Source organism: Nocardioides pantholopis, assembly GCF_003710085.1.
Taxonomy (GTDB): Bacteria; Actinomycetota; Actinomycetes; order Propionibacteriales; family Nocardioidaceae; genus Nocardioides; species Nocardioides pantholopis.
This window is the reverse complement of the sequence record NZ_CP033324.1, coordinates 2,681,865-2,696,449: the sequence shown is the minus strand read 5'-3', so window position 1 is coordinate 2,696,449 and position 14,585 is coordinate 2,681,865. Positions and strand designations below refer to the sequence as shown.

Below are 14,585 nucleotides of genomic sequence, written 5' to 3'. Positions count from 1 at the left end.
CCCGCGCTGCACCGATCCCCTGTAGCTCAACTGGCAGAGCATTCGGCTGTTAACCGGAGGGTTGTTGGTTCGAGTCCAACCGGGGGAGCAGGAGAAGGGCCCCTGCCTTGCGTTCCACGCAAGGCAGGGGCCCTTCGTTCGTGCTGGGCTCAGGCGGGGACGAACTGGCTCTGCTGGAGCTCGGCATAGGTGCCGTGGGCCGCGAGCAGCTCGTCGTGGGTGCCGCTCTCCACGACCCGGCCGTCCTCCAGCACCACGATCCGGTCCGCGTCACGGACCGTCGAGAGCCGGTGGGCGATGACCAGGCTGGTGCGGCCCTGGCGCAGCGAGACCATCGCCTTCTGCACCAGCATCGCGGTGCGGGAGTCCACGGAGCTGGTGGCCTCGTCCAGGATCAGGATCTCCGGCTCCGCGACGAACGCCCGGGCGATCGTGATCAGCTGACGCTCCCCGGCGGACAGGTTGTGGCCGTCCTGGTCGAGGACGGTGTCGAGGCCGTCGGGCAGTGCGTCGGCGAACTGGTCGACGTTCGAGAGCAGCGCCGCCCGCTCGACCTGGGCGTCGGTGGCGCCGGGGGCGCCGTACGCGATGTTCTCCCGGATCGTCCCCTCGAAGAGCCAGGTGTCCTGGAGCACGATCCCGATCCGGGAGCGCAGGTCGGCGCGCGACATCGCGGAGATGTCGCGCCCGTCGAGCAGCACCCGGCCGGAGTCGGGGTCGTAGAAGCGCAGCAGCAGGTTGACCAGCGTGGTCTTCCCGGCGCCGCTGGGCCCCACGATCGCGACGCTCTGGCCCGGCTCGGCGACCAGGTCGAGGTCGTGGACGACGGCACGGTCGGGGCTGTAGCCGAAGGTCACGCCCTCCAGCTCGATGCGACCGGACGTGGGCGTGCCGCTGGGCACCCCCACCTCCTCCTCGGGGAGGTCGAGGAACGCGAAGACCCGGTCGGCGGACGCGAAGCCGGACTGGAGCTCGTTGAGCATGCCCGAGATCTCGCCGATCGGCTGGGAGAACTGGCGCCCGTACTGGATGAAGGCCTGGACCCCGCCGAGGGTCATCGTCCCGGTGGCGACCCGCAGGCCGCCGACCACGCAGATGAGGACGTAGGACAGGTTCCCGACGAAGCCCATCAGCGGAGCGGCGAGGCCGCTGAGCCCCTGGGCTCGCAGGGATGCGCGGGCCAGGTCGTCGTTCTGCCGGCGGAACGCCGCGACGTGCTCGTCCTCGCGGTCGAAGGCGCTGGCGACCTCGTAGCCGGTGATGCTCTCGTCGAGCGTCACGTTCATCGCCCCGAGGTGCTGCCACTGGGCGACGAACGACGGCTGGGAGCGCTTCATCAGGGCCTTGGTGGCCACCGCGGCGAGCGGCAGCGTGGCCACCACGACCAGCGTGAGCAGCGGCGAGAGGTAGAGCATGAAGCCGAGCACGCTGAACGCGGTCAGCACCGACGTGACCATCTGTCCCAGGCTCTGGGTCATCGAGACCGTGACGTTGTCGATGTCGTTGGTGACCCGCGAGAGCAGGTCGCCGCGGGGACTGGCGTCCGCGGTCGCCACCGGGAGCCGGTTGATCTTGCGCTCGCAGCGGGTGCGCAGGTCGCGGATCACCTCGTGGATCGCGTAGTTGAGCTGGTGGGCGACGAAGAGCTGGATCACCAGGGCGGTCAGGAAGAGCGCGATGGCGAGGCCCAGGATGCCCGCCACCTCCCCGAAGTCGATGCCCTGGCCGGGCACGACGTCGGCGCCGGAGACCACGGCGGCGAAGGCGTCCTGGTCGGACCCACGCAGGGCCTCGACGACCTCGGCCTTCGACCGGTCCGCGGGCAGCTGGGCGCCCAGCACTCCGGCGAAGAGGGCGTCGGTGGCACGACCGAGCACGAGCGGCCCGGTCGCGCCGATCCCGACGCTGGCGGCGGAGAGCACCAGCAGGAGCGCGACCCGGCCGCGCACCGGGCGCAGCAGCGCGAAGAAGCGGCGGCCCTCGGGGCCGATCCGCAGGCGGGCGGGCAGTGTGAGGCTCATACCAGTTCCTCCTGGGTCGCCTGGGACTCGACGAACTCGGTGTAGGTGGGGCACTCGCGCAGCAGCGCCTCGTGGGTCCCGCAGCCGACGACGGCTCCCCGCTCGAGGACGACGATCTGGTCGGCGCCGGCGACGCTCGAGAGGCGCTGGGACACGAACACGACAGCGGCGTCCCCGGCCCAGTCGGTCAGGGCGCGGCGCAGGTTCGCGTCGGTGCGGGTGTCGAGGGCGGAGAGCGAGTCGTCGAAGAGGTAGAAGCGGGGGCGCAGGACCAGGGCCCGGGCGATGCACAGGCGCTGGCGCTGGCCGCCGGAGAGGTTGGTGCCGCCCGAGGCGATCGGCGCCTCCAGCCCGCCGGGCAGCTCGCGGACGAAGTCCTCGGCCTGCGCGACGCCCAGCGCCTGCCACAGCAGGTCGTCGGTCGCGTCGCTCGCGCCGTAGCGCAGGTTGCTGGCCACGGTGCCGGAGAACAGGTACGCGCGCTGCGGCACGATCCCGACGCTCCGGCGCACGTCCTGGAGCCGGTGCTCGCGGATGTCGACGCCGTCGAGGAGGACCGAGCCCTCGCTCGCGTCGAGCTGGCGCGCGAGCAGCTGCACCAGTGTCGACTTGCCGGCGCCGGTGGAGCCGACGACGGCGGTGCGCTGCCCCGGCCGCAGCCGCAGGGTCACGTCCCGCAGGACCGGCTGCTGGGCACCCGGGTGCCGCAGGGTCGCGCCCCGGGCCTCCAGGCCACGGGCGGGGTCGGTCGCGGGGCGAGCGCCGGCCTTCTCGGCCAGGGTCGGCTCGGCGTCGAGGACCTCGCGGATCCGCCCGGCCGAGACCCGGGCGCGCGGCAGCTGCATCACGATCGCGGTGGTCATCAGCACCGCCGACATGATCTGGAGCAGGTAGGTGATGAACGCCGCGATCGAGCCGATCCCGATCTCTCCGGCAGCCACCCGGCCGCCACCGAACCAGATCACGGCGACGATGCCGAGGTTCATCAGCAGCGTCACGACCGGGCCGAGCGCCAGGTACAGGCGACCGACGCCCTTGGACGTCGCGATCATCTCGTCGCTGGCGCGGTCGAAGCGCTGCTGCTCGTGCTGCTCGCGGCGGAAGACCCGGACGACCCGCAGCCCGGCGAGCTGCTCGCGCAGGATGCGGTTCACCTGGTCGATCTGGCCCTGCATGCGCCGGTAGCCCGGCACCGCCAGCCACGCGAAGAGGCCGATGACCAGCACCAGGACCGGCACGGCGACCGCCATCAGGACCGAGAGCCGCGGGTCCTCGCGCACCCCCATCACGATCGCGCCCACCATCGTCAGCGGGGCGGTCAGGAGCACCGTGCAGAACAGCAGCAGGAGCATCTGCACCTGCATGACGTCGCTGCCGCAGCGGGTGATCAGCGAGGACTGGCCGATGCGACGCTGCTGCCCGGAGCCCAGACCCATCACCGCGGTGAACACCCGCTCGCGCAGGTCGCGGCCGAAGTACGTGGCGATCCGGGCTCCGGTCCACACCGCGAGCCCGGCGAGCGCGAGCTGGCCGACGCTCAGCAGCAGCATCCAGCCGCCGATGCGCCAGATCGTCGACTGGTCGCCCTGGGCCACCCCGTCGTCGATGAGGCGCGCGTTGAGGGTGGGCAGGTAGAGGCTCGCGGCGACGCTGAGGACCTGCAGGAGCCCGAGCAGGGCCAGGGAGCCCCGCAGGGGCCGCAGGTGGTTGCGGATCACAGTCAGCATGGGATCGCTTTCGTCGGGGGCCCGTCGGTGGCGGTCCGGGTGGTGGCGGCCGGGGCCGGCGGGCGGGTGTTCCTCACGCTAGGAGCCGGAGCGGCTCGGCGAGTCCGGCTGCGCGCCGATCTCGCTGCGTCGTCGGGCCGGACGAGGCGGGACGCCGGCCCTCCGCCCCATGGCGGAGGACCGCCGTGGGGAGAACCGGTGGGAGACGCCGACGGGCGGTGCCCCCCGGTGGGGAGGCACCGCCCGTCGGCGTCGCGGAGAGCGGCTCAGCAGCCGTGCTCCAGGGTGTTGTCGACCGACGCCGCGGAGGCGGCGCTGACCGTGGCGGCGCAGAACGCCGAGGAGGTGGTCACGGTCGTGGTCGGGGTGATGGCCGGGGCGTCGGCACGGGTGCTGCCGAGCTCGGCAGCGTCGGTGTAGGACGCGTAGCCAGCGATCAGGTCGTGGGTGCTCATCAGATCTCCCGGATCAGCAGCCGTGGTCGAAGGTGTTGTCGACGCTGGCGGACACGACCGCCGCGGAGGTCGCGACGCAGAACGCCGAGGACGTGACAGTGGGCGTGATGGCGGGGGCGTCGGCGTGCGCGGTGCCCAGCTCGGCGGCGTCGGTGTAGGCGGCGTATCCGGAGATGAGGTCCTTGGTGCTCATGGTGGTTCTCCTTCGTGAGGTGTTCGGGTTGGGTTGTTTTCTCTTCGGGCCTGGTCTCCCAGGCATGGCTCCACGCTATTTCGCCGCCTCGTGCACCCGAATCGGCCGCGCGGACGATTCGGCGCCCTCCTGCCGGCCGCCGAGGGCGGACGAGCCGGCAGGTTCGGGCGCCCGCGAAATGCGTCATGGCGACCCCCGGGTCGGGGGTCGCCATGGAGACGCGGACGCCGCGCGGTCTCGCGGGGTCGGTCGAACTCAGCAGCCGTGCTCCTGGGTCTGCCAGACCGAGACGGAGATGCTGGCGCCGATGCTCGCGACGCAGTGGGCCGAGGAGGTCACGGTCGGCGTGACCGCCGCCGCCTGGTCCTCGTGCTGCGCGCCGAGCTCGGCGGCGTCGGTGTAGGAGGCGTATCCGGCGATGAGGTCCTTGGTGCTCATGGTGGTTCTCCTTCGTTGGATGTTCGCGGAGGTCGTTCCTCGGTGAGGTGCCTGATCTCCAGGCAGGCTCGACGCTATTTCGCTCGGCCGTCCGCCCGAATCGGCCACGTGGACGATCCGGCGCCCTCCTGCCGGCGGCCGAGGGCGGACCAGGGCGGACCGGCGGGTTCGGGCGCCCGCGAAATGCGTCATGGCGACCCCCTGGTCGGGGGTCGCCATGGGCACGGACGCCGTGGGCGTCACGGATGAGTCGGTCGGACTCAGCAGCCGTGCTCCTGGGTCTGGTGGACCGAGACGGAGACGCTGACGCTGACGCCGACCGCACAGGGCTGCGAGGAGGTCAGCGGCGTGATGGCGGCCGCGTTGTCGTCCTGCTGGGCGGCCAGCTCGGCGGCGTCGGTGTAGGAGGCGTAGCCGGCGATGAGGTCCTTCGTGGTCATGATGTCTCCTCGTGAGCTTGGTTCTGCACTGGATGGATGGTGGATCGCTCGTTCTGATCCGGTCACCGCGCCCGGGGGCCACGGTGGCGAAGGGAGCTTCGGGTCAGCAGCCCTTCGAGACGGTGGTGTAGATGGACGCGCCGATGCTGGCGGCGCACGGCGTCGACGACGCCGTCGTGGTGGTGGGCGTGATCCCGGCTGCGTCGCCCTCGCTCCCGGAGAGCTGGGTCGCGTCGGTGTACGAGGCGTAGCCGGCGATGAGGTCCTGGGTGGTCATGGGGTCTCCTCGGGGGAGTGGCGGTCTCGGCGTCCCGGAGGCGGGTGCTTTCCGGTGCCTACGACGCTAGGTCCGCGCATCCCGCCCGGGCATCGGTCGCTGCGACGATTCCGGGCCTCGTCGGCGCGGACGACACCGCGGCCCTCGTCTCCTCCCCGGGACGCATGCCCGGCCGGCGCTCAGCGCGCGGTGGGAGCGGTCACGACCTCGATCAGTCCGTCGCCGCCGGCGTAGCGCGCACCTGCGGCAGCGACCTCGCGCGGTCCGGTACGACGTGCGGCGGCCGCCTGGCGGGCCCACAGGTCGAAGCTGTCGCCTCCGAAGACCACGGTGGCGCCGGCGGACGCGAGCGATGCGGGATGGGACATGCCGACGGTCGCGGCGGAGGTGGCGTAGCGCACCGCCGCGGCGAGCTCCGCGTCGTCCGGGCCGGCGGTGCGCAGGTCCTCGATCGTCGCGGCGACCGTGGCCCGTACGGCGTCGAGGCGCTCGGCCGGGGTCTCCAGGACCAGGGCCTGGGTGGCGGCGGTCGCCAGCACCTCGAACCCGGCCGTCACGCCGTACACGTCCCCGCGGCGCTCGCGCAGCTCCTGCACGAGTCGGGAGCCGAAGTGTCCGCCCAGACACGTCGAGAACAGGTGCAGGGCGGCATGGTCGGGGTGCTGGCGCACCGGGGCGGGAGTCCAGATCCGCAGGGAGGCGGTGGGCTCGCCGGCCGGCACCGGCACGGCCACGGCGGCACCACCGCGCGGTCCGGGGTCCTGCGGCAGCGGGCCGGGGCTGCCCGGCGGGCTCACGGCGGCGAGCCGGTCACGCAGGCGTGCCGAGGTCCCCGTCCAGTCGGTCCCGCCCCGGGTGCCGAGGTCGCCGACCGCGACCACGGCGGCGCCGTCGAGCGACAGCACCCGGCGCGCGTACGACGTCACGTCGTCGGGCGTCAGGTCCGCGAGGTCCCGCGCGGCCGCGATGCTGCGGGTGTAGGGGTGGTCGGTGCCCCAGCGGCGCTGGGTGAGCGCCTCGTGCAGCCGGACCTCGCGCAGCGCGGCCGTGCGGCGCAGCCGGTCCAGCTCGCCGGCGATGGCCTCGTCGACGGCCTCCGGCGTGAACGCCGGGCTCTCGAGGCGGGCCATCAGCTCGGCGAGGACGGCGTCGCCGCCCTCGGGCGGGATGGTCGCCGCCACGGTGATCCGGTCGACCGCTCCGGTCGAGGTGACGGAGCCGCCGTGGCCCAGCATGCGCTCGGCGTGCGCGGCAGCGCCGGGATCGCTGGGACCGAGCGGGAGCAGCCGGCCCAGCACCTGGGCGAGCGCCGCCTCGCGGCGCGAGCGGCGGAAGACCGGGAGGATCAGGCGGATCTCGGTGAACGGGGCGCCGGACCAGTCCACGTGGACGCTCCGGGCTCCGTGCGCAAGCCGCTCGGAACGGGTGGGGGGAAGCCTCATGCCGGCACCTGCGCCGCCGCCGCGGGCTCGAGGAGGACCGAGGCGACGTGCTGGTCGAGCAGAAAGGCGCTGGCCGCGTCGAGCAGGTCGCGGTCGAGGGCTGTGGCCGGGTCCGCGGCCGCGTCGACGCCGACGGAGCCGAAGAGCAGCTGGGCGGCGCCGAGTCGACGTGCGCGGTGTCCGGGACGCTGGGCGCGCTGGTACTGGCCGAGCCGGATCCGGGACCGCGCCGTGGCGAGCACCCCCGGGGCCGGGCGGTCGCGGCGCCACTGGTCGAGCAGTTCGCGCATCGCCTCGGTGAGCGGCTCGGCGGCCACGCCGGGGCGCGGGTAGGTGGAGAGGACGAGGGCGTCGGGGGTGCGCGCGTCGAGCGGTACGCCGTACCAGCCGCAGCGCGCGGTCAGGCGCAGCTGCGGAGCGTGGACGGGCAGCAGCATGGTGAGCGCTGTGCAGGCGCCGTACAGCTCGGGGGAGCGGAGCGGGTCGGGCAACCGGAAGCCGACGGCCCACACCGGCTCCGGGGCGTTCGCCGCCGCGACCGTGCGGTGCCGGTCCGCGGTGAGCGCGGGCTCGTCGGTGGCGACGGCCGCGCTGGCCGGCCGGGCCGGGATCGCGGCGAGCAGCTCGCGGATCCGGGCCCGCTCGGCGTCGTCGCCGACGTCGCCCTCGATCGTGACCACGACGCGGTGCGGGGCGTACCAGTCGGCGAAGAACCGCTCGCACGCGGCGACGTCGACCGCGCTCAGTGCGGCCACGTCGCCGTACCCGTCGTGGGTGTTGGCCGGCATCGAGTACATCACCGGCGGGAGGTGCAGCCACGGGAAGCCACCGTGGGGCACCCCGAGGATCTGCTGGGCGATCTCGGCCCGGATGACCTCGACCTGGGTGTCGAGGGTGGCCCGGTCGAGCCGGGGCCCGGCGAGACGGTCCGCCTCCAGCCGTACGGTCTCGAGCAGGGCCTCGGAGGGCACGACGTCGAAGAACTCGGTGTAGTCGTGGCGGGTGTGGCCGCCGACCCGGCCGCCGACCGCCTCCACCTGGCGGAAGTGGCCGCCCGGCTCGACGTGGGCGCTGCCCTGGAACATCAGGTGCTCGAACAGGTGGGCCAGGCCCGAGCAGTCGGCCGGCTCGGCACGGAAGCCGACGCCGACGTGGACGGCGACCGTCGAGACGCCGGCGGTGACCGACGGTGCCGTCACCAGCGTCAGCCCGTTGCCCAGGGTCTCGACGACCGGCGGGCCCGGCGCGCTCACTCGCCCAGGACGCTGGGGGCGACCGCGCTCGCGATGGCGACGTCCATGGCCGTGAAGAGGGGGCCCGGCAGGGGCGTGTCGGAGCGGTCCTCGGCGAGCTGCTCCAGCCGGTGCCGACGGGTGTCGTCCAGGTCCAGGTGGCGGTGCAGCGCCGAGGAGGTCAGCAGTCGGGCGAGGGCCTGGGCGCGCGGGACCGAGCGTGCGGCGGGGCCGTCGAGCTCGGCGAGCAGCGCCGCGCGCAGCGCGGGGTCGACCCGGTGCCGGTCGTAGCCGAAGACGCCGAAGAGCTTGGCCCGATCCTTGGTGAGCACGCCCTGGGCGAGGGCCTCGACCTGCTGGGTGGCCAGGGCGGTGCGTCGCTTGCGGATCCAGTCCCGGATCGGGACCGGCTGCGGCGGCAGGGCCGCGGTGAGCTCCGCCATCCAGGCTCGGCCCGGGGCGGAGGGTGCGGGGGAGACGGCCGAGAACCGGTCCCCCTCGAGGTGGACGTGCCCGGCGAGGGCCAGCTCGCCGAGCTCGGCGGCGGCGGTCAGCGCGTCGGGCCGGGCGCTCTGGTAGGCCTGCCCGTCCTTGTTGTGCAGGAACGCCATCAGTGCCTCGGGAAGGGTCAGGCGGGTGCGCAGGAGTGCGGTGGTCATCACAGTTCTCCTTCGTCGTCGGGGTCGGCGCTGCGTCGGCGCAGCTGCCAGGCGAGCAGGAACGAGGGGGTGGCGGCCGCGAGCAGCAGCGCTGCGAACACCAGGGGCGGCAGCTGGCCCAGCAGCTCCGGATGGCCGCGGTCGTCGAGCCGGAGGGCCACGGTGGCGAGCACGTAGAGCACGCCCAGCGAGCCGAGCGCCGCGACGTACCCGGCGTTGCGCGCTGCGTTGCGCTGGCCGAGCTCGTACTCGTCGACCTCGTCCGCCCGGCGCTCGGCGATGTCGCCGATCACCGTGCGGCAGGCGAACCAGCTGGCTCCGAGCACGACCAGGCTCACGAGGCCGGGCCAGTCCCAGGCCAGGTCGGCCAGGGTCAGCGCCACGAAGGCCAGCCAGCCGGCGGCCCCGAGCAGCACCGCCGTGGGTGCGAGCGCACGCCGTGGCGGGGACGTCGTCTGCCTGGTCATGGGGGGCCTGGTCATGAGGGGTCCTCCTGGGGGTCCGGGCGCCGGTAGGTCGCGGTCACCGACGGGAACGGCTCTCGGCTGAAGACGGCCTCGATCGGGACGCCGAACACCTCGCAGATGCTCATCGCGAGCTGGAGGCTGGGGTAGTGCTCGCCGCGCTCCAGTGCGCCGATCGTCTGGGGGTTGACCCCGACCCGCTCGGCGAGCTGGGCCCGGGAGAGCTTCGTCTCCGCGCGCAGCACGGCGACGCGGTTGTGGATCCGCCTCACCTCGTCCTGCCGAGCCCGTCGTGCCATGCCGACGACGCTAGCGCGGCGCTGTTGGACAAGCAAGATGAAAGATCGAAAAAATCCAACAGACTGTTGTATAAACCCAATGGCGTTGCTACGTTCGAGGCGTCCAGAACGGTTCGGCTACACCACCACATGACCAGCCGAGAGACATCCCCCACGAGGAGGAGTTGTGCTCGCCCTCGAACACGTCAGCAAGTCCTACGGGTCGCACCGGGTGCTTGACGACATCACCCTGCGGGTCCGCCCCGGGGAGCTGCTCGGCTACGTCGGCAGCAACGGTGCCGGCAAGACCACCTCGATGCGCGTCGCGCTCGGCATCACCGCCGCCGACGCCGGGCGCGTCACGCTCGACGGCGTGCCGCTCAGCGACGACGTCCGCGCGCGGGTCGGCTACATGCCCGAGGAGCGCGGCCTGTACCCGACGATGCGGATCCACCAGCAGCTGCAGTTCTTCGCCGAGCTGCGCGGCGTCGCCCCCCGCTCGGCGGCCGCGGCCGCGGCGTACTGGCTGGACCGCCTGGGGCTCGCGGAGCGTCGCGACCACCGGCTCGAGAGCCTGAGCCTCGGCAACCAGCAGCGCGTGCAGCTGGCCGCGGCACTGGTGCACGAGCCGGTGGCACTGGTCCTCGACGAGCCGTTCTCCGGGCTGGACCCGCTGGCCGTCGACGTGATGGCCGAGGTGCTGCTCGAGGAGGCCGCCCGGGGGATCCCGGTGATCTTCTCCAGCCACCAGCTCGACCTGGTGGAGCGGATCTGCGACCGGGTGGCGATCCTGCGCTCGGGACGCATCGTCGCCGAGGGCGCCGTGGCCGAGCTGACCGGCGACGACGGCGGCCGGCACCTGCTGCGCGCCAGCGCGGACCCGGCCGTGTGGGTGCCCGAGCTGGAGCGCGACCTGGATCGCGACGACGTCGCGGAGCACGTCGACGGCGACGCGGTCATCCTGCGCCTCGACGCGGCCGGGCTGGCTCGCACGGTCGACGTGGTCCGCCGCCACGGCGAGCTCGTGGAGCTGCGCCCCTGGCGGCCCTCGCTCGCCCAGGTCTTCCGCGACGTGGGCGGTGCGGCATGAGTGCCCCGACCACGCAGCGGCCGCAGGTCGAGATCGACCGGTCCCGGGTGCGCGGCGCGGGCGGCGTGCTCGTCGTCGCCCGCCGGGAGCTCTCGACCCGGTTCCTGACCAAGGCGTTCGCGCTGAGCACGCTGCTCTTCGCCCTGCTGACCATCCTGGTGCCCCTGGGCCTGGGTGGCGACGACGACCCCGAGCCCACCCGGCTGGCCCACACCGCCGCGACCGCGGACGTCGCGCGGACCGTGGCGGCGGCGAGCGACGGTGGCGTCGAGCTCTCCGCCGTGGACGACGTGGACCGGGGCGCGCGGCTGCTGGACGACGACGACGTCGACGCGGTGCTCACGCAGCGCTCCGACGGTGGGTACGACGTGCTGGTGGAGGAGACCCTGAGCCCCTACCTGGCCACGATCCTGCGGTCGACCGTGCACGACCGGGCCCTGCGCCAGGCCGCCCTCGACCGGGGCGCCACGCCGGCGGAGCTGGAGTCCGCCGCTGCGTCCGGTGCGGTGAGCGTCGTCGCCCGGGAGGGCTCGGGTTCCGGCGGCTCGGAGTCCGGCGGCGACATCGCCGAGGTCCTGCTCGGCCTGGCCTTCGGTGGGGTGGCCGCCGTGGTCGTCCTGCTGTGGGGCATCCCGCTGGCCACCGACGTGATGCAGGAGAAGGTGTCGCGGGTGGTCGAGATCCTGCTGACCAGCGTCCGGCCCTGGCAGCTGCTCGCGGGCAAGGTCCTGGCCACCACCGTAATCGGGCTGACGCAGCTCGTGGTCGTCCTCGCCGCGGCGTACGCCGCGATGGCGTGGAGCGGCGCGTCCCTCGGCCTGGACGGGGTCAGCGGGGCCCAGGTCGCCGTGGGCCTGGTCTGCGTGGTGCTGAGCGTGATCACCTGCTGCACCCTGATGGCCGGTCTCGCCGCCCGGGTCGAGCGCCAGGAGGACCTGGCCAGCGTCCTGCAGCCCGCGATGGCGGCCACGCTCGTCCCGCTCGCGGCCGCTGTCTACCTGGCTTTCGAGTTCGCCGACACGGCGTGGCTCGACATCGCCTCCATGACCCCCGTGCTGAACACCTTCGTGCTGCCCGCCCGGATGGCCCTGGAGTCCGTCCCCGCCTGGCAGGTGGCTGTCTCCCTGGCCGTCGGCGTGCTCACCACGGCCGCCGCCTTCGAGGTGGCCGGCCGGGTCTACGCCGGAGCGGTGCTGCGCTCGGGCGGCCGGGTCGCCCTCCGGGACGCGCTGAGCGCCCGATGAACCGACCGATGCCTGCGAACCACCCGATCACCCCGGAAATCGCCCAGGAAATCGCCCAGGAAGAGGATGACGCCATGACGCCCCGCCCGGTCCGCCGCTCCGACTGCTCGGTGATGTATCCCGGCTTTCCCGTCGACCCGGTGGAGCTCGCCACGTTCGCCGACTTCGTCCGGCTGGCCGGCCTGCGCCGGCTCTACCTGGGCCAGACGATGGTCTTCGAGCCGCACACCACGTTGGCCCGGCTGATCGCGGGCGGCAGCACGACGCCGCTGGGCACGGCGGTGACGCTGATGCCGTTCCGCCACCCCGTCAACGCTGCGCTCCAGGCCCGCGAGCTCGCGCTGTTCAGCGGCACGTCGTACGTCGCGGGGCTGGGGCTGGGCTCGCGCCGCTTCAACGAGGCGATGTCCGGCTGGCCGCGCAGCCCGCTCACCTACGTGCGCGAGTACGCCACGATCGTCCGGGACCTGCTCGACCGCCGCGCCGTCGACCACCAGGGTGAGTACTTCCAGGTCCGGACCCGGCTGCAGCCCGACTTCGACTACCGCGTCGACCTCGGCCTCGGGGTGCTGCGACCCCGGATGACCGAGCTGGCGGGCGAGGTGGCCGACGTGGCCATCTCGTGGCTGACTCCTCCGGAGTACTGCGCCGAGCAGCTGCTCCCCGCCCTCGAGCGCGGCGGCGCCGACCGGGACGGCTCCGCCCGGCTGGCGACAGTCGTCAACGTCGCCGTGGAGCGGCCGGGCCGCGACCCGGTGGAGCTGGTCAAGGCCGGCCTGTACAACCACCTCAGCGCACCCCACTACGGCGACGCCCTGACCAAGGCCGGCTACGACATCAAGATCGGCGACGGTGACCACAACAGCTTGGAGGTCGTACGCCGGGGGCTGTTCATCTACGGCTCGCCGCGCGAGGTGGCCGATGGCCTGCGGGCCTACCTCGACGCCGGGGTCGAGGAGATCCTGATCAACGTCGGCGGGGTCTACCTCAGCCGCGGCTCGCTCGAGGCACTGCAGGACCTCGAGGACATCACGAACGCCCTGGACGAGTCATGAGCGAGGCACAGGCCCAGGCCCTGCAGGCGTACGAGCAGGCTCTGGAGCCGCTCGCCGAGCGCCACGTGACACTGGTGGTGACCGGCTCCATCAGCGCGGCCTTCCTGCCGTACTGGCTGAACTTCGTCGGCGGGCTCCCGGCGCGCCCGGAGCTGCGGGTGCTGCTGACCCGCACCGCGAGCACCATGGTGAGCCCGCGGGCGGTCTCGGCGCTGCTCGGCCGGCCAGCGGAGATCGATGCCTGGGACGACCCGGACAGCGGCGAGGCCACCCATGTCGAGCTGGCGGAGTGGAGCGACGCGTTCCTCGTCTACCCGTGCACGTTCTCCTACCTCGGTCGGCTGGGCGCCGGCCTCGCCGACACCCCCGCCCAGCTGGCGCTGCAGTGCTCGAGGGTGCCCGCGGTGGTGTGCCCCGCGCTGCCCCCTGGCACCCTGGACAGCCCGGCCTACCACCGGCACGTCGCGGGCCTCGCCGAGCGGGGGGCAGTGACGGTGCTGCCGCCGATCCTCGGGATCAGCGCCGCGACCGGGCGCCGGGAGGGCCTGCCTCCGACCCACTTCCCGATCGCCCTCGCGGCCGTCGCGGCGGCGCTGGGGGCCGAGACGGAGCAGGGTGATGGCTGAGCACGTGCTGCGCCGCACCGAGACCGGCTACCTGGTCACGACGACCAGCCGGGTCGAGGCCTCGGAGCTGGGCGGGGCCGGTGAGACCGAGGGAGCCGTGGTCGTGCGCCGGGAGCCCGGCCGGCTGCGCGCCGACGCCCGGGGGCTTCCGCGCGACCTGGTCCGCCAGGTGGCCGGCCTCCCGGTCGAGGGGGTGCGCTGGAGCGTGCCGACCTTCCGCGGCGAGGCAGCCCTGGAGTTCGGCGTGCCCGGGGAGGCGTCGGTGGCGACCCTGCTGCTCGCCGGCATGCCCGTGCCGGCGCTGGCCCGGATGCTCGGGCCGCTGGGCGCGGCGCTGCGCGCCGTCCACGACCTGCCAGACGGCGGCGAGGACCGGGCCGCCCCGCCGCCCGGGCTGCGGCGGCTGGAGCGGTGGCTGGACACCGGGGACGGGCCGGGCGACGCCCCGCGCCTGCACGCGCTCGCCGCCGGCGTCGACGGGCTCCTGGAGGCGCTCCGGGCACACGTCGAGGCGGTGCGCTCCGCACCGGCGGTCGTGTGCCTGGGGGCGCCGGGGACCAACACCGTCTATCCCGCCCCGGACGGCGACCACGTCAGCGTGCTCATCACCGACGAGCTGGGTGCGGGCCCGGCCGCGTGGGACCTGGGCTGGATCCTGGGGGAGCTCCTCGAGCTCGCGAACGACCCGATCGCCGTGGCCCACCCACAGGTCCTGGGCCACAATCCGCTCGCCCAGGCGGTCCTGGCCGGCTACGGGCCGAGCCTGGACGCATCGCTGGTCGGGCGGGCCGCCGTCCTGCGGTGGTGCGTCCACCTGCACGACTACGCGGCGTACGTCGCGTGGGCCGAGGACTTCGAGGACCGCCTGCGACGCCTGGCCCAGCACGCCCGGGATCCGGAGCGGGTGCTGGGCTGAGGGCCGCGCCGTACGGGCGCTGGTCTGG

At 73.7% G+C, this 14,585-nt stretch carries 17 protein-coding genes and 1 tRNA gene; 6 read left to right on the top strand and 12 right to left on the bottom strand.

Annotated features, from left to right (window positions below; translation table 11 throughout):
- The first annotated feature begins 15 nt into the window (after positions 1-15).
- A tRNA-Asn gene (locus EBO35_RS12945) sits at positions 16-88 on the top strand.
- 61 nt (positions 89-149) lie between these two features.
- On the opposite strand, the gene EBO35_RS12940 is transcribed toward EBO35_RS12945, so the two are convergent.
- The 12 genes from EBO35_RS12940 to EBO35_RS12885 all read right to left on the bottom strand — a co-directional run bounded on the left by EBO35_RS12940 (position 150) and on the right by EBO35_RS12885 (position 9,647).
- Positions 150-2,021, bottom strand: coding sequence for an ABC transporter ATP-binding protein (locus EBO35_RS12940; protein ID WP_122818070.1), 1,872 nt, complete (start codon positions 2,019-2,021; stop codon positions 150-152).
- Positions 2,018-3,748 (bottom strand): ABC transporter ATP-binding protein, encoded by a 1,731-nt coding sequence (locus tag EBO35_RS12935; protein ID WP_122818069.1) that lies wholly within the window; start codon positions 3,746-3,748, stop codon positions 2,018-2,020. Before EBO35_RS12935 ends, EBO35_RS12940 begins: the two co-directional genes overlap by 4 nt.
- 266 nt (positions 3,749-4,014) lie before the next feature.
- The gene (locus EBO35_RS12930) at positions 4,015-4,203 is read right to left on the bottom strand and encodes an LxmA leader domain family RiPP (protein ID WP_122818068.1); all 189 of its coding nucleotides are present in this window, start codon (positions 4,201-4,203) and stop codon (positions 4,015-4,017) included.
- Positions 4,204-4,216: 13 nt separating this feature from the next.
- Complete coding sequence (locus EBO35_RS12925) at positions 4,217-4,396, bottom strand: LxmA leader domain family RiPP (RefSeq protein ID WP_122818067.1); 180 nt, start codon at positions 4,394-4,396, stop codon at positions 4,217-4,219.
- A gap of 255 nt (positions 4,397-4,651) precedes the next feature.
- Entirely contained in the window at positions 4,652-4,834 is a 183-nt protein-coding gene (locus EBO35_RS12920; RefSeq protein WP_122818066.1) for an LxmA leader domain family RiPP, read from the bottom strand.
- Positions 4,835-5,094: 260 nt separating this feature from the next.
- Positions 5,095-5,274 carry an LxmA leader domain family RiPP gene (locus tag EBO35_RS12915; RefSeq protein ID WP_206422558.1) on the bottom strand — a complete coding sequence of 60 codons (180 nt, stop codon included), beginning with the start codon at positions 5,272-5,274 and terminating at the stop codon, positions 5,095-5,097.
- Between the two features lie 103 nt (positions 5,275-5,377).
- On the bottom strand, positions 5,378-5,551 hold the full coding sequence (locus tag EBO35_RS19510; protein WP_164477955.1) for an LxmA leader domain family RiPP: 174 nt from the start codon (positions 5,549-5,551) through the stop codon (positions 5,378-5,380).
- 179 nt (positions 5,552-5,730) lie between these two features.
- The gene (locus EBO35_RS12910; RefSeq protein WP_122818065.1) at positions 5,731-6,993 is read right to left on the bottom strand and encodes a M16 family metallopeptidase; all 1,263 of its coding nucleotides are present in this window, start codon (positions 6,991-6,993) and stop codon (positions 5,731-5,733) included.
- Positions 6,990-8,246 carry a M16 family metallopeptidase gene (locus EBO35_RS19505; protein ID WP_164477954.1) on the bottom strand — a complete coding sequence of 419 codons (1,257 nt, stop codon included), beginning with the start codon at positions 8,244-8,246 and terminating at the stop codon, positions 6,990-6,992. Before EBO35_RS19505 ends, EBO35_RS12910 begins: the two co-directional genes overlap by 4 nt.
- A complete protein-coding gene (locus EBO35_RS12895; RefSeq protein WP_122818064.1) occupies positions 8,243-8,884 on the bottom strand; it encodes a GPP34 family phosphoprotein in 642 nt (213 codons plus the stop codon). The genes EBO35_RS19505 and EBO35_RS12895 overlap by 4 nt, the downstream gene beginning before the upstream one ends.
- The gene (locus EBO35_RS12890; protein WP_127480574.1) at positions 8,884-9,366 is read right to left on the bottom strand and encodes a hypothetical protein; all 483 of its coding nucleotides are present in this window, start codon (positions 9,364-9,366) and stop codon (positions 8,884-8,886) included. The genes EBO35_RS12895 and EBO35_RS12890 overlap by 1 nt, the downstream gene beginning before the upstream one ends.
- The gene (locus tag EBO35_RS12885) at positions 9,363-9,647 is read right to left on the bottom strand and encodes a helix-turn-helix transcriptional regulator (RefSeq protein WP_122818062.1); all 285 of its coding nucleotides are present in this window, start codon (positions 9,645-9,647) and stop codon (positions 9,363-9,365) included. The genes EBO35_RS12890 and EBO35_RS12885 overlap by 4 nt, the downstream gene beginning before the upstream one ends.
- A gap of 166 nt (positions 9,648-9,813) precedes the next feature.
- Between EBO35_RS12885 and EBO35_RS12880 the strand changes: the two genes are divergently transcribed.
- The 5 genes from EBO35_RS12880 (at position 9,814) to EBO35_RS12860 (ending at position 14,557) form a co-directional block, all read left to right on the top strand.
- Positions 9,814-10,716, top strand: coding sequence for an ABC transporter ATP-binding protein (locus EBO35_RS12880; protein ID WP_122818061.1), 903 nt, complete (start codon positions 9,814-9,816; stop codon positions 10,714-10,716).
- Positions 10,713-11,960 (top strand): ABC transporter permease, encoded by a 1,248-nt coding sequence (locus EBO35_RS12875; RefSeq protein WP_122818060.1) that lies wholly within the window; start codon positions 10,713-10,715, stop codon positions 11,958-11,960. The genes EBO35_RS12880 and EBO35_RS12875 overlap by 4 nt, the downstream gene beginning before the upstream one ends.
- A 74-nt stretch (positions 11,961-12,034) precedes the next feature.
- Positions 12,035-13,015 (top strand): LLM class flavin-dependent oxidoreductase, encoded by a 981-nt coding sequence (locus EBO35_RS12870; RefSeq protein WP_164477953.1) that lies wholly within the window; start codon positions 12,035-12,037, stop codon positions 13,013-13,015.
- On the top strand, positions 13,012-13,641 hold the full coding sequence (locus EBO35_RS12865) for a flavoprotein (protein ID WP_122818058.1): 630 nt from the start codon (positions 13,012-13,014) through the stop codon (positions 13,639-13,641). The genes EBO35_RS12870 and EBO35_RS12865 overlap by 4 nt, the downstream gene beginning before the upstream one ends.
- Positions 13,634-14,557, top strand: a complete 924-nt coding sequence (locus EBO35_RS12860) for a hypothetical protein (protein ID WP_122818057.1) — start codon at positions 13,634-13,636, stop codon at positions 14,555-14,557. The genes EBO35_RS12865 and EBO35_RS12860 overlap by 8 nt, the downstream gene beginning before the upstream one ends.
- Positions 14,558-14,585: the final 28 nt, after the last annotated feature.

Excerpts from the sequence above, each read along its gene's own strand:
- EBO35_RS12890 (WP_127480574.1), bottom strand. The coding sequence starts at position 9,366 with ATGACCAGGCCCCCCATGACCAGGCAGACGACGTCCCCGCCACGGCGT.
- EBO35_RS12875 (WP_122818060.1), top strand. The coding sequence starts at position 10,713 with ATGAGTGCCCCGACCACGCAGCGGCCGCAGGTCGAGATCGACCGGTCC.
- EBO35_RS12865 (WP_122818058.1), top strand. The coding sequence starts at position 13,012 with ATGAGCGAGGCACAGGCCCAGGCCCTGCAGGCGTACGAGCAGGCTCTG.
- EBO35_RS12915 (WP_206422558.1), bottom strand. The coding sequence starts at position 5,274 with ATGACCACGAAGGACCTCATCGCCGGCTACGCCTCCTACACCGACGCC.
- EBO35_RS12940 (WP_122818070.1), bottom strand. The coding sequence starts at position 2,021 with ATGAGCCTCACACTGCCCGCCCGCCTGCGGATCGGCCCCGAGGGCCGC.
- EBO35_RS12920 (WP_122818066.1), bottom strand. The coding sequence starts at position 4,834 with ATGAGCACCAAGGACCTCATCGCCGGATACGCCTCCTACACCGACGCC.
- EBO35_RS12870 (WP_164477953.1), top strand. The coding sequence starts at position 12,035 with ATGACGCCCCGCCCGGTCCGCCGCTCCGACTGCTCGGTGATGTATCCC.
- EBO35_RS12910 (WP_122818065.1), bottom strand. The coding sequence starts at position 6,993 with ATGAGGCTTCCCCCCACCCGTTCCGAGCGGCTTGCGCACGGAGCCCGG.
- EBO35_RS12895 (WP_122818064.1), bottom strand. The coding sequence starts at position 8,884 with ATGACCACCGCACTCCTGCGCACCCGCCTGACCCTTCCCGAGGCACTG.
- EBO35_RS12885 (WP_122818062.1), bottom strand. The coding sequence starts at position 9,647 with ATGGCACGACGGGCTCGGCAGGACGAGGTGAGGCGGATCCACAACCGC.
- EBO35_RS12935 (WP_122818069.1), bottom strand. The coding sequence starts at position 3,748 with ATGCTGACTGTGATCCGCAACCACCTGCGGCCCCTGCGGGGCTCCCTG.
- EBO35_RS12930 (WP_122818068.1), bottom strand. The coding sequence starts at position 4,203 with ATGAGCACCCACGACCTGATCGCTGGCTACGCGTCCTACACCGACGCT.
- EBO35_RS19510 (WP_164477955.1), bottom strand. The coding sequence starts at position 5,551 with ATGACCACCCAGGACCTCATCGCCGGCTACGCCTCGTACACCGACGCG.
- EBO35_RS12925 (WP_122818067.1), bottom strand. The coding sequence starts at position 4,396 with ATGAGCACCAAGGACCTCATCTCCGGATACGCCGCCTACACCGACGCC.
- EBO35_RS12860 (WP_122818057.1), top strand. The coding sequence starts at position 13,634 with ATGGCTGAGCACGTGCTGCGCCGCACCGAGACCGGCTACCTGGTCACG.